The organism is Bacillus sp. FSL R5-0422, from assembly GCF_038610765.1.
Lineage (GTDB): Bacteria > Bacillota > Bacilli > Bacillales > Bacillaceae > Bacillus > Bacillus pumilus_O.
In genome coordinates this window covers 530,325-543,758 of sequence record NZ_CP152014.1, presented here as the reverse complement: position 1 = coordinate 543,758, position 13,434 = coordinate 530,325, and the positions used below count along the sequence as shown (strand labels likewise).

At 39.4% G+C, this 13,434-nt stretch carries 12 protein-coding genes, 7 tRNA genes and 1 pseudogene; 1 reads left to right on the top strand and 19 read right to left on the bottom strand.

What is annotated here, in order from left to right; genetic code table 11:
* Positions 1-51: 51 nt before the first annotated feature.
* On the top strand, positions 52-513 hold the full coding sequence (locus MKX52_RS02645) for a CarD family transcriptional regulator (RefSeq protein ID WP_012009013.1): 462 nt from the start codon (positions 52-54) through the stop codon (positions 511-513).
* Between the two features lie 289 nt (positions 514-802).
* Here the strand turns inward: MKX52_RS02645 and cspC are convergent, their stop codons facing one another.
* The 19 genes and pseudogenes from cspC to MKX52_RS02550 form a co-directional block, all read right to left on the bottom strand.
* Positions 803-1,006, bottom strand: a complete 204-nt coding sequence (cspC, locus tag MKX52_RS02640) for a cold shock protein CspC (RefSeq protein WP_008346765.1) — start codon at positions 1,004-1,006, stop codon at positions 803-805.
* A gap of 285 nt (positions 1,007-1,291) precedes the next feature.
* Entirely contained in the window at positions 1,292-1,798 is a 507-nt protein-coding gene (locus MKX52_RS02635) for a GrpB family protein (RefSeq protein WP_217014909.1), read from the bottom strand.
* A 212-nt stretch (positions 1,799-2,010) separates the two neighbouring features.
* Positions 2,011-2,805 (bottom strand): alpha/beta hydrolase, encoded by a 795-nt coding sequence (locus MKX52_RS02630; protein ID WP_342491419.1) that lies wholly within the window; start codon positions 2,803-2,805, stop codon positions 2,011-2,013.
* Between the two features lie 454 nt (positions 2,806-3,259).
* Positions 3,260-4,090, bottom strand: coding sequence for a hypothetical protein (locus MKX52_RS02625; RefSeq protein WP_088003288.1), 831 nt, complete (start codon positions 4,088-4,090; stop codon positions 3,260-3,262).
* Positions 4,091-4,193: 103 nt separating this feature from the next.
* Positions 4,194-4,574 carry a cystatin-like fold lipoprotein gene (locus MKX52_RS02620; RefSeq protein ID WP_342491418.1) on the bottom strand — a complete coding sequence of 127 codons (381 nt, stop codon included), beginning with the start codon at positions 4,572-4,574 and terminating at the stop codon, positions 4,194-4,196.
* 171 nt (positions 4,575-4,745) lie between these two features.
* The gene (locus tag MKX52_RS02615) at positions 4,746-5,063 is read right to left on the bottom strand and encodes a hypothetical protein (protein ID WP_088003293.1); all 318 of its coding nucleotides are present in this window, start codon (positions 5,061-5,063) and stop codon (positions 4,746-4,748) included.
* The gene (locus MKX52_RS02610; RefSeq protein ID WP_186304921.1) at positions 5,051-5,470 is read right to left on the bottom strand and encodes a tetratricopeptide repeat protein; all 420 of its coding nucleotides are present in this window, start codon (positions 5,468-5,470) and stop codon (positions 5,051-5,053) included. The genes MKX52_RS02615 and MKX52_RS02610 overlap by 13 nt, the downstream gene beginning before the upstream one ends.
* Before the next feature lie 1,085 nt (positions 5,471-6,555).
* Positions 6,556-6,864 (bottom strand): annotated as a pseudogene (locus MKX52_RS02605) (ATP-binding protein); the annotation flags it as partial.
* Between the two features lie 124 nt (positions 6,865-6,988).
* Positions 6,989-7,072 (bottom strand) — tRNA-Leu (locus MKX52_RS02600).
* 48 nt (positions 7,073-7,120) lie between these two features.
* Positions 7,121-7,203 (bottom strand) — tRNA-Leu (locus MKX52_RS02595).
* 7 nt (positions 7,204-7,210) lie between these two features.
* Positions 7,211-7,286: transfer RNA gene (locus tag MKX52_RS02590), tRNA-Lys, on the bottom strand.
* Positions 7,287-7,316: 30 nt separating this feature from the next.
* Positions 7,317-7,391: transfer RNA gene (locus tag MKX52_RS02585), tRNA-Gln, on the bottom strand.
* Positions 7,392-7,413: 22 nt separating this feature from the next.
* Positions 7,414-7,485: transfer RNA gene (locus tag MKX52_RS02580), tRNA-Glu, on the bottom strand.
* A 9-nt stretch (positions 7,486-7,494) separates the two neighbouring features.
* Positions 7,495-7,585 (bottom strand) — tRNA-Ser (locus tag MKX52_RS02575).
* Between the two features lie 4 nt (positions 7,586-7,589).
* A tRNA-Asn gene (locus MKX52_RS02570) sits at positions 7,590-7,664 on the bottom strand.
* Positions 7,665-7,873: 209 nt separating this feature from the next.
* Positions 7,874-9,721 carry a sigma-54-dependent Fis family transcriptional regulator gene (locus MKX52_RS02565; RefSeq protein ID WP_342491417.1) on the bottom strand — a complete coding sequence of 616 codons (1,848 nt, stop codon included), beginning with the start codon at positions 9,719-9,721 and terminating at the stop codon, positions 7,874-7,876.
* A 110-nt stretch (positions 9,722-9,831) separates the two neighbouring features.
* A complete protein-coding gene (gene lpdA / locus MKX52_RS02560; protein ID WP_342491416.1) occupies positions 9,832-11,211 on the bottom strand; it encodes a dihydrolipoyl dehydrogenase in 1,380 nt (459 codons plus the stop codon).
* Positions 11,212-11,229: 18 nt separating this feature from the next.
* On the bottom strand, positions 11,230-12,360 hold the full coding sequence (locus MKX52_RS02555) for a dihydrolipoamide acetyltransferase family protein (protein WP_342491415.1): 1,131 nt from the start codon (positions 12,358-12,360) through the stop codon (positions 11,230-11,232).
* Positions 12,361-12,377: 17 nt separating this feature from the next.
* Positions 12,378-13,415 (bottom strand): alpha-ketoacid dehydrogenase subunit beta, encoded by a 1,038-nt coding sequence (locus tag MKX52_RS02550; RefSeq protein WP_342491414.1) that lies wholly within the window; start codon positions 13,413-13,415, stop codon positions 12,378-12,380.
* Positions 13,416-13,434: the final 19 nt, after the last annotated feature.

Sequence of the window (13,434 nt, the reverse complement as noted above, 5' to 3'; positions counted from 1 at the left end):
TCTCCAAGTGTGGTACCCTTAAAGTAGATACATGATATGGAGGCGGATGATATGTTTCAAATTGGTGATAACATTGTTTATCCAATGCACGGAGCAGGTATAATTGAAGCCATAGAAGAAAAAGAATTCTCTGATGAAAAACAACAGTATTATGTGATCAAAATGTCAATCAGTCATATGAAAGTGATGATTCCGACACGAAAAATATCAGGTTCACGTATTAGACCTGTTACAGATCTACTGGCATTAAACAATGTGATGCACGTTTTCCAGCATGGCGAATCAGATCAATTACTGACATGGAAAGAAAGGCATACAATTAATACAAACAAAATAAAAACGGGTGATATCCAAGACGGTGCAGAAGTTGTGCGTGATCTAATGCGGATGAAGAAAGAGAAAGCACTAAATGCAAGTGAAAAGAAAATGCTAGATGAAGCCCATGAATTTTTGCTAAGTGAATTAGAAGTCATCGAAGGGATTACAGAAAAACAAATCAAAAGTTTCTGTTAAGAACTATGCCGGTCTTTACGGTATCCCTCACCATTTTTGAATACATGTTCTCTACGAACCAATCCATCCTTCAATTTTATTAAAGAAAAAAGAATTTATTTAGGCAAATTCCGCATATTGTAAATCCAATATGCTATACTGTTGATAAACCTTTGAAGCATGAATTTTTTTACGATTACCTTGTAACATCTCCCTACTTGTACGTTGAGTAGGGTTTTTTATTGCAGAAATAAATGAAAACACAAAAAAACAGGCTCTCTACAGAGAACCTGTTTTGATAGAATGAAGATTAAGCAATTTTTTGAACGTTAGCAGCTTGAGCTCCACGAGAACCTTGCTCTACGTCAAATGATACTTTTTGACCTTCGTCTAAAGATTTGAATCCGTCGCCTTGGATAGCTGAGAAATGTACGAATACATCGTCGCCTTCTTCACGTTCGATAAATCCAAAACCTTTTTCTGCGTTAAACCATTTTACTGTACCTTGTTCCATGTTTGTTGCCTCCTAGTGCGTTATCACACAATGTATTATACTATCCTTGCCCAAAGTATCCTCAAGACGAAAAGTCTTTCTTCATGCTATCCTTTACGCCGAACAAAAATAATTATTCTTATTGTAACATGAATCGGAAATTATTGCAATTTAGGATTTAAAAGAACACCAAATACACTATGGTAACACTACAAAGACAGGGATTAATTGATGAAATGTTCATTTAGCTATGCTAAATCATTTGTGCATAAAATCAGTTTTTTCAGCATGAAAAGAAATTTTTATCTAAATTCTCTCTAAAATCGACTGAACAAAGTTAGTTTTTCCCTCGGCATATTTGTGTTTGTCATTTTTATTCAAACTAGATAAGTTCAGTTTGAGCTGTTCGTACTCATTTCTTACTAATTCGTTACTTCTTAAATAATCCCTGAAATTTAACTGTTCAAGTAAATATCTATTGCCTATTTGATACATATGGATTTGGTGAGTGCGAGGTTCTCCTTTGTTAAAATAGTGTCTCTCAGGTAAAACATTGGTCCCTCTATATGAATAACCCATCCCTTGCAAAGCTGTTACGCACTGTGTCCCGTCAAGAAAATGATCTATTTCAATCGCAATATCAATAATGGGTTTTGCACTCAAACCATTTACTGCGGTACTTCCAATATGATGCACATTTACCGTGTACTGACCAATGACCTCTACTATTCGTTTCTTTTCCCTTTCAAATTCTTTATTCCATTCAGCAGACCAAGGAACTAAAAAAACTTCTCCTCTTGGCAATCCAAGCATAAGCTCAACCCCACCTTATCATTTCATTGTTTAGTTGGAATTTTCAATAGTTTGAAGCCTTTCGATCGATTAGAATGACATTTATTATATGATAACTCATACAAAAAGCCCACTCGCATAAGATGAGTGGACTTTTTTTAGAAACTATAAAAATCATTAATACAGCCACGAACTCGAATCAAGAAAACTTCTATTTATACAAAGGTGTACAACTATATATTTTCCGACTCAAGTCTCTTTAACCAGTTATAAACCAATGAATTAAATACATCGGGTTGTTCGATTTGCAGGTTGTGGCCACCCATATCAAGCACTGCAAAAGTTGCCCTTGGATAGTCTTCGATCAGCCGCCACGCATCGTGATATCCGACTACATTGTCTTGACGCCCTGTGATAATGAGCGTGGGATACTGAAATTCAGATGAAATGTCGAAGGTATAGCCATACCCATTTTGAAGAATGTTATTGATGAATTCAAGATTTGTTTGTTGAGAAGGAAGGTAAATTTCATCTCGAAATCTTTCCCATTCCGTTTTTCCTTGCACAACTGCCATGGAGCAAAACTCATCCGTCTCCTCTGAAGAGAGCTGTGATATTAAGCTGCTGTCACTTTTTAGAACGGTCTTCTCTGGCACGACTCTTTTATCGAATACAGGTATAGTCATTGGAGCTACCAGTAGTAATCCACGAACGGTTTCCCGGCGTGAATGAACGATCCCTCTAGCTATGTACCCTCCATATGAATAACCACAAACAATAAACTGTTCATCAGGAATCATCTCATCCAAAAGACGCAATACCGCTTCTAACATATCATCAGAATTCTGAATAGACGGGTGCGGTTCGGAACGTCCCATCCCCGGTAAGTCTATGTATATTCTTTTCCAATCGCTTTGTTTTTCAAATACCGGTTCCAATGCATGTAACATCACTTGATGGTCAAGTGTCCAACCATGCAATATAACGATCGGAAATCCTTCTCCAATGACTTCATGGTAAATTGACATGTATTTTCCCCCTTTCCTACACTTCAATATTTTATCACAATTTTAGCAATATTCTTTGTTCCACTGAATTTAGCATCATCGTAAACTGTCATAAATAACGGTTCAATTACATCGAAAACACAAAAAAACCAAAGGTCTACAACCTTTGGTTTCTTAGATGCGGCCGAGAGGACTTGAACCTCCACGGGTTATTCACCCACTAGGCCCTCAACCTAGAAAATTTGTATTACCACTTACGAAAAGTTGATTTTATTACAATTAAGACAGACTATTTATGTTAAGTATCATTAATTCCAATAAAAGTTGGACAATAAAAGGACACTTTCATTTCGAAAAATTAATATTGTAATAGAATTTGTTGATACCTTCTCTCATAATTCAGTGATTTTCACCATTTTTTCAGAAATGATTAATCACAAAAAAGAGCAGACATAAAAGTCTACTCAAAATTTTCTTACCAATCTAATCCACCAATACCAGCGTAGACGCCAGGAGCATTAGGAATAAAACGCAAGTTTGCCCCTTTAAAAGTCATGGTGTTTCCATTTAACTTTATCCTCTTATTTTCACCCATAAAATGACCTTTAACATATTTAGTACCCCATACAGTATCTCCCAATACTCCTTTACGTACAACAGCGTAGTTGATACCTGTATTATTAGGTTTTGTACTCAATTGTGTATCAATGCCGAGAATTACATATTTGTGTAAGCCAGGAACACTAAATTTTGAGTTAGAGTAAAAAGTTTTACCACCTTGTCTTTTCGAAAAATCCCACCACATCAAGACATCCATTGTTTTCATCACTGGATCTTGATTTTCAATTATAGAGAAAGCATTCTCATAGTATTGATCGCTACCTTGTTGCAATGTTTTATTATCATCACTACTTAATGTATCAGTGTTAATATTCACTTTCCATTCAGTACCAACCTTCTTGACTTCCAGAGGAACGTCCTTTACTAATCCCCCTTCATAAGAAGAATTGACGACATAATAATGAGTACCATCACTCAAAGTTTCTGATTTTACTATTTCATAGTTATTTAATTTTTCATAACTCATCATCTCTTTATAATCAGCAACTGTTAAGTCCCTCTCATCAATAACATAACTCATGATCTTATCAACATTTTGTTCTTTAACAGCCTGAAGATATGACTCTAAAACTGACTGAGGTGTTACTCCTTTATTTGCAGAAGTTGCAGAAATACTAGTCGAAACAGTCGTAATTGCCAACGCAAAGACCAGCATGAAAACAAGACCGCCTAGAAATCTTTTCACGTAAAATCACACTCCCTATAATTTTTACACACAAAACTATTTTTACATATAAATACCAAATTGTAAATACTTTTCCACATAAGTTAAGGAATAGACATGAAATCTACTTTTCCAATTTTGTTTCTTTCCCTTTAACTTCTTCATAATCAGGTTTTTTCATATATAAACCAAGTCGATCCCCATCTCCATTAGCGGGCATATTAGCCATTTCTTCGTAATCATCTCCCATTTTTTCATAGTATATATACGAGGTATAGTTCAAGGAATCATCATTATAAAAAACAAACTTAATATATTTACCACCATCATATACACGAACTAAGGGATTATCCCTTTCAACTTCTTCCGTATCATATCCACTCTCAATTAAAGAGAGTTTATATTTTTTTATTACATTATCAATCGCATCATCGTATTTATTTCCTCCACACGCAGTCAACAAAAGAAAGGCAACTATATTAAGGGAAATAAAAAGGTTCTTCAAAGTTCATACCTCTTTTCTCCATGTTCTTATTAATAATCAAAAAATGGACATTTAAAGAACATTTTCAGCTGAATAATTTGTAAACCTTATTAACTTCCTACACGCTCAGCTAAAATTTTTGATTCTCCACTAAATATTCTATTATAGTAAGCACTATCATTTTTTGATAAATCACCCGAGATCGCTATGCCCACGACTATCATTAATGCCAAGATAATCATTTTCATTTTCATATATGACTTCTCCTTTTTTAATTTCTGTTCTAGCTAGATTGACAATATGATAATAGTCACTAGCCATTTCAAATCTTCCAGCTCTTCTAAAGTATTCAGCTGCTTCTAATGCAAAGTCTTCAATATCACCATACATTTGCCTACTTTTAAAGAATGCAAAACATTGGTCTAGCAAATGCTTATCTTCTTTTATATACAGACCTTGAAGAATATTAAATTTCGAAATATATTCAACATCATTATTCATTTGAGCCAAAGAAATACCTTTTTTACATAAACCTTATCTTCAGTCGTTCTGTTATCCTTGCATAAAACATGAGCCATATTAAATATTGTTTTCGGCAAAAAGCTGTGGTTCCCTTCTTCAAAAATTTCAAGAGCACACTTTAAATAACTTTCTGCTGCTTCATAGTCTCCACGAGCATTAAAGCAAATTCCCAAATTCATATAAGATGTACCTTCTAAATACTCTTTGTTTATTTTTTGGGCGATCCTCAGATTTTCTTTGAATTGGCTAAGTGCTCCCTCATAATCTAAGATGTCCATCAAATTTCCAGCTATAATGCATTGAACATGGATAATATGATCATGGTAGGTATCATATTTACTGTAAATCCTAAGAGCCTTCTTAGCATAATTCAAAGAAAAGAAGGTTTGCTTCATATAATAATAAACTTCTGAAATTTTAAAGTAGAATTCAGCATGTTCAATCTCATCTTCAATATCGTTTAATTTAGTCTCCGCTATTCTGTAAGCACTTATGACAGTGGTTAACTCATGCCTTCTGAATTCATACATCCCCATAAAAAGAAGAAATAGTATTCCAACATGCCTGTGAGATTCCCTTCATTTTGCCGCAAGTGTTCGTATGTTTCATTAACTTCTTTAAATCCATTTGCATTCATATAAGAGAGCATTAATTCATGTCTAAAATCCAACAGCTGATAATACAACAATACATCTTGGTTCACTTCCATAAAATTACAGAATAAACCAACATCATTAGAGCTAGAAAAAGTATTATAAAGTTTATCCTCTTCATTTCAACCTCCTAATTTCCTAATAAAAAAAGTCGCTCATTTATGAACGACTACATTTTTAAAGCTATTCTTTTATACAATCAAATTCATTTTTTGTGGCTATTAATTTCCCTTTCCCCTTAATCATTGCATTTTGTTTAACAAAATTGTAGTTATAAAAAGAAAAACATGGTTGCTAATCTAGCAGTCACGTTTTTTGGGTTTCAACAAAAGCATAAAACAAGGTACAATAGAAAAAGAATACACGCTATTGCAGTAGCATGTATTCCAACGTCCCAAAAATGGGAGGTGAAACTATGATCCTTTTAAATATAGTCGCTACTTGCTTAAGCATAGTCGCGTCTGTAGCAACAATCTTCGTTTTATTCAAAAAACGAAAGAAAAAGGCATAGTTTTTGAGAAATGATGGACCCGATATTCGGGTCTTTCTTTATTTCCTCCATCTACTTCTAGAAGACTTCATCGGAAGTGTAAGAGAACTTGAATTATTTGTCGCTCTTCAATATCGCAATGTAAGAGTTTTTTAATTATTTGTTGCGCTTCAATTTTTTTAAAAAAAGAGGCACTCATTAGCTGTACTTCAATCACAAGTGTAAGAGTTATGCAAGTTCATTATAGCATCAATAAAATACAAATAACATATATTCGCATAAATAAAACAACAAATTACATATAAAACAGCGTAATCATTTATAACCCTCATGGTATTTATAAATACATCTCTTCAGCATATGCCACTTCAGGTCTGGAAAGCCCCCATCCACTCTTCAAACAGGCATTCAATTAAGATTTTAGAGGTACGCCCGTAAATGTCTTTAAACAGACATTGACCTTGAAACATTGACCCAAGCAGCTTTGATTTTCTATACTTGGTTCAAGATTCATCCATTTCAAGACATATTCCCTTTCATTCGGTTCGTCAAATGCCAAAGCAACACCAAAGTTTCCCTTGTCATCATCATGTAAAGCATCCTTTGTTGATTGTGAGATGGAGAACTTAGCATTAATGTAAGAACGCATCTAATACGCTCTCATTCATTTTATACTCTACTTTTTGCTTTCGGTGAAGCTTCTACTAACCTGCCAGCAACATTTAGATAAGACAAAAAACCAAAGGTCTATAAACCCTTGGTATCATTGATGCGGCCGAGAGGACTTGAACCTCCACGGGTTATTCACCCACTAGGCCCTCAACCTAGCGCGTCTGCCATTCCGCCACGACCGCGTGTATGATGTGCTCATATATTCATAAGTGCACTGTTTGAAAAAACAATGCGGGTGAAGGGACTTGAACCCCCACGTCATAAAGACACTAGATCCTAAGTCTAGCGCGTCTGCCAATTCCGCCACACCCGCGTGACAATGGTGAGCCATGAAGGACTCGAACCTTCGACCCTCTGATTAAAAGTCAGATGCTCTACCAACTGAGCTAATGGCTCATCTGCTATGCAGAAAAACATATTAAAAAATGGCTGGGCTAGCTGGATTCGAACCAACGCATGACGGAGTCAAAGTCCGTTGCCTTACCGCTTGGCTATAGCCCAACGAATCAAAAATAACAAAACATGACCCGTACGGGATTCGAACCCGTGTTACCGCCGTGAAAGGGCGGTGTCTTAACCGCTTGACCAACGGGCCATAAAATAATGGCGGAGAAGGAGGGATTTGAACCCTCGCGCCGCTTACGCGACCTACACCCTTAGCAGGGGCGCCTCTTCAGCCACTTGAGTACTTCTCCATTATGGCTCCGCAGGTAGGACTCGAACCTACGACCGATCGGTTAACAGCCGATAGCTCTACCACTGAGCTACTGCGGAATAATAAGACATGTTTCATTATATATATGCCAGAAAAATGTGTCAAGAATTTTTAAGCTTTTCATTCCTGCTTCATTTGCGACGGCTTTTATAATTTAACATATACTAATATAACAGTCAAGCCTTTTTCCATGCCATTTGTTTAACATGGCAGAAAGCCCTGGGCCTCTTCACGTAGACCAAGGGCCTTGATGCGGCCTTCCATGAGATTAAGACAGATGAAACTTTCGCATCCACTTATAAAAAGTACTTCTTGGCACTCCTGATAGCCTCGCTGCTTCTGACACATGACCTTTCGTTTTATGCAGTGCGTCTACCACTGTTTGCTTTTGAATCCGTTCCCTGAATGTGAGTTCTTTTGGAGTCTTCGTATACTCCGCTAGATGAAGCTTCTGCTTTTTATGATCAATCGACTCTAATACTGAAGCATATTGCGATTCACCAATCCATCCACCATTCGGAAAGAGAACCCTTAAATGTTCAAACAGGTTAAAAAGCTCTCGTATGTTACCTGGCCAGTGATACTCCTGCAATTTCTGAAAAAATGATTCAGGAAACGCTGCATTCCAGTGGTGCTTTTTTTGGTAATAACGATATAAATCATGAATGTCTTCTTTTCTTTCTCTAAGCGGCGGGATGTTGATCGGATAGACATGAAGACGGTAATACAAGTCTTCTCGTATTTTTCCTTCTTTCAGCAGTTCGTTCATATTACGGTGAGTCGCTGTGATGATCCGAATATCCAAAGGGATTTCGTGTGTCCCTCCGAGCGGTACGACTGCCCTTTCTTCTATCACCCGAAGAAGCGCTACTTGCATCGCATATGGGATTTCGCCTATTTCATCTAAAAAGAGCGTTCCTTTATGGGCTTGTTCAAATTTCCCTTTAGCTCCGTGACGTTTCGCCCCTGTAAAAGCCCCTTCAGCATAGCCAAACAGCTCACTTTCTAACAGGCTTTCAGGAATGGCTCCGCAATTAACAGCAATAAACGGCCCTTTATGCCTTTCACTGGCGGAGTGAATGGCTCTAGCGGCAAGTTCCTTTCCTGTCCCTGTTTCTCCCCAAATATATACATGAGCATCTGTTTGTGCCGCTTTCTTCATCTGACTAAGTGTTTGTTGAAATACCTTACTTGTTCCTGATTCCCCGGGAAATTGAGCAAATGAAACGGTGATGTCATTTTTCGCTGCTTCTTCAAGGGAAAGGGATATGCCTAGCACCTTCCCGTCTTGCTCTGATTGAATGATCTGCTTTCCCCGAATAACAAATGAATGATCCTTAAGCCGCTCGACATCCATTCCATACCAGTCTGAAAATCGGTCTCTAATCGACCTGCTGGCAGAAACAATTTGCTTTTTTTCATTACAGACCACATACGGTTTGTCTGCTTCCACCTGCTGGAGACAATGAGTGATCAGCTCCATTTCTCTCCTTTTTTGCTGGACTTGAATGTCTCTCTCGATGGCATAAGCAACCGTTGAAGCCATTCCAAGCATAAAAGGGTGCTTGTTATCCGTCATACAGGAGATGTCAATCACACCTATGATTGTACCGTCTGCATCGCGAATTGGAGCAGCTGAACAACTCCAATGATGAGAGGCGATAGAAAAATGCTCCGTTCCGTTGATCGTCACCGCTTCTCCGATGACAAGTGCCGTTCCGATCGCATTTGTCCCTACTTCCGTTTCGGTCCAGCGCGAACCCTCCATAAAATTAATTCTTCTTGCCTCCACCATCGTTCTTTCGCTTCCTGCCAGACTTAGCACATAACCGTCTGCATCGATGAGTAAGGCCAGCATGTCAGATTCTTTTAATTGCTGACTGATTTTATTTAAGTAAGGAAGAGCCGCATTTAGGAATAATGAATATTTCTTTTTTTGGGCACTGAATAATTCCTTTTCTAACAACGACTGTCCTTTATCTAAATACGGATTCACATTTGCCTGTTTACACCTGTGCCATGATTCTGCTACTCTCTTATTCAGACGAGACTGATCAAGCAAACCTTCACGAACAAAACGTTTCCACGTATTTAAATAACAAGGCGTCGGATTCATTCCATCCTCTCCTCTGGGGGCTTTTTATTCATTATAGTTAAATATAAAAGCGCTTTCAATCATCATTGGCTAACCCTCAAGAAGTCTTTCGGATAGAAAAGGAGTCTTGATCAGCAGTGCACCGCTCGGCCAATGGTTTGCAGCAAGGCTTCATGTATTGCCTCTGACAGTGTCGGATGTGCCGCAATAAACTGCTCTAATGTATCAGCGGTCAGCTCGGTATGCATCATCACCGCCGCTTGTCCAATCAGTTCTGTTGCATGCGGTCCGATGATTGAAATGCCTAATATTTCTTGATATTGCGGTTCTACAATGACCTTTACTTGACCGACTGGTTGATTTAAGATCAATGCCTTTCCATTTGCAGAAAAAGCACATGTCCCGATACGAATCTCCTCATATTGTTTTCTAGCACTCTCTTCATTTAAACCAACACTGGCGATTTCTGGAGAGGTGTAGATGCACCTTGGAATCACTTGTTCATTGACCTTTATATGTTCACCTGCCGCATGGGATGCCGCAACCGTTCCTTCATGAAAGGCAGTATGAGCAAGCTGGACACCACCTGTCACATCACCGCACGCATAAATATGCGGGAGATTGGTTTGCATATGTTCATTGACGTAGATTCCGTTTCTATCAAATTCAATTCCAATCTGATCAAGATTCAACTCTTCAAGTTGCGGAGTTCTGCCAATCGCCACTAAGCATAGGTCCGACTGGATGTCACACCGCTCTCCTTGATTATTCTCTACCACTACTTTTCTTGAAGTGGAATCAAGCTGTTTAACTGCGGCGGCCGTTAAAATGTCTACACCCGTTTCTTCGAGCTGTTCGTGAAGACATTGTGCGATTTCCCGATCTTCTTCGGGTAAAATGTGCAGAGCCCGTTCAATCATGACAACCTTTGATCCCATTCTGCTAAAGATGCTCGCAAACTCACAGCCGATCACCCCGCCCCCAATGATACAAAGTGAGTCTGGGATCGAAGAAAGTGACATGGCATCCTTACTGTGAATGATCCATTCGCCATCAAAAGGTGCAAACGGTAAAGCAGCAGGCGCAGCCCCTGTTGCAATAATGATTTGCTTTGCTTGAATGATTTCAGACTTTCCTTCACTTTCTATGAATAGCTCATGTGCTGATAGAAATGAAGCCTTCCCATTTACTACGGTGATTTTGTTTTTATTCATCAAGTAACGAACACCATCAGTGAGCTGTTTGACGACAGACTGCTTCCGTTTTTGGACAACATTCCAATGGATGGTAGGCTCATGTTCTGGAAGCTCTATACCAAAATGTACAGCCGATTTCACATGCTCATACATATCGGCGCTTTGCAAAAGTGCTTTGGTCGGGATACAGCCTTCATTGAGGCAGGTACCTCCCAGCTGACCTTGATCAATTAACACAACCTCCCTGCCAAAACGGGCGGCTGTTATGGCCGCCACATAACCTGCTGGTCCGCCTCCTATAATGACCAGTGTCATGGTACATTCACCTTCTTCCTATAAAAGAATGGATATTGGTTCTTCTAAGTGTGCTTTGACTGTTGATAAAAATGCAGACGCAGGTGCCCCGTCCAGCACGCGGTGGTCAAACGTAAGACTAAGTGGCAAGATGGTTCCTTTACACAATTCATCCTCTCGATAAACAGGGGTGTCATACATTGTTCCGATACCAAGGATCCCCGCTTCCGGCGGATTCAAAATTGGCGTGAAATGCTCTACGCCATACGCTCCAAGATTGGTGATGGTAAAGGTAGAACCTCTGATTTCGTCATGAAGAAGCTTCCCTTCACGTGCTTTTTTGCCATACAATTTAATGCTCTTCGCCAGCTCTATCAGCGTTAACCGCTCCGCATGCTGAATGACTGGTACAGCCAATCCGTTATCTAACGCAGCAGCAATCCCAAGATGAACATTCTCAAAGGTTTCCACAACTCCGTTATGATATTGACTATTCATTGCATGATGTTCTAACAACGAAAGGATCGCTGCTTTGGCTACAAAATCGGTGATGGTCAACTTTGTCTCGTAACGTGCGATGGCTGTTTCATTCAGCTGTTGTTGTAAGTTTGTCAGTTTTGTCACGTCCGATTTTATCGTAATGGTTAATTGTGCACTTGTTTGCAGGCTTTCCATCATTCTTGAGGCAATTGTTTTCCGCATCATGTTCATTGGCTGATGCTCTGTCTCGTTTTGTTTTGTCTCTTTCCGTTCAGGAAGGGCATTTAGCACATCCTCTTTCGTAATTCTTCCACCTGGCCCTGTCCCCACCAGCGTATCAATGTCTAGGTTGGCGCTATTCGCCATTTTGCGGGCAACAGGGGAGATTTTCTTTCTCTCTTTCTTTGGTTTTGGCTGGATGTCTCTTTCTTTCTTTTCCTTCACTTGTTCATTTCCTTCACCGATATAACAGATGACCGTGCCAGGCGGTACACCTTCTCCCTCGGGCACTTTTATATCCAATATGGTTCCTTCAGCAGGTGATTCAATCTCCATTTCAATTTTTTCTGAGTTGATGCTTGCAATGCTTTCTCCTTTATTTACGGTCTCACCGACCTCTTTATTCCAGACAGATACCGTTCCTTCTTTCATCGACATGCCCAATTTAGGCATCACAACTTCGACAGCCATCTCCCTCTCTCCTTTCTCTAGTTCAAGATCTTGTCATGACTCTTGCCAATCATCTCTAATACAGTGTTCACAACTTTATCAGGTGTTGGCAGATATATATCTTCAAGAGGTGGTGAAAATGGTACCGGCGTATGAGGAGCCGTCACTTTTTTGATTGGCGCGTCAAGTAAATCAAATCCTTTATCCGCAACCAAAGAAGAGATATCTGCGGCAATTCCGCACCTTGGATTTGCTTCATCGACAATGACAAGTCGATTTGTTTTTTCTACTGAAGCCAGAATGGCCTCTTCATCAAGCGGCGACAAGCTTCTTGGATCAATCACTTCAGCTTCAATACCTTGGGCAGCTAATTGCTCTGCCGCTTCGAGTGCTGTATGCACTTGTTTACCTACTGCAAAGATGGTTACATCAGATCCCTCTCTCTTCACATCTGCTTTCCCAAGCGGCAGTGTGTAATACCTTTCCGGCACATCTCCTGTGATATTGTAAAGCGTCTTGTCTTCAAAAAAGATGACAGGGTCCTGATCCTCGATCGCTGCCAGCAGCAGCCCTTTGGCATCATAAGGGGAAGAAGGTACAACTACTTTCAATCCTGGGATGCTTGTAAATAGCGCATACAAACTTTGCGAGTGCTGAGCTGCTGCTCTAAAACCCGCCCCATGTGTCGTTCTAATCGTGATTGGTACCTCTGCTTTTCCGCCAAACATGTATCTAAATTTTGCCCCTTGATTCAGCACTTGGTCGAGACAAGTACCGATAAAATCATTAAACATAAGTTCCGCAATTGGTCTTAGCCCTGTTGAAGCAGCTGCCATGGCCGCGCCTACATAGCCAGCTTCACTAATTGGTGTATCAAGTACACGCTCACGTCCGAATTCCTGGACGATTCCTTTCGTTACACCAAGAACACCGCCCCATGCTTCATCATCTTGTAAGTGATCTACATGAGCGCCTCCCGCAACATCTTCCCCCATTAAAATGACATCTTCGTCTCTTCTCATTGCCAGTTTAATCGCTTCATTCAAAGCACTAGACATGCTAATTTCCCTTGCCATTTCCCTCTCCCCTTTCAGA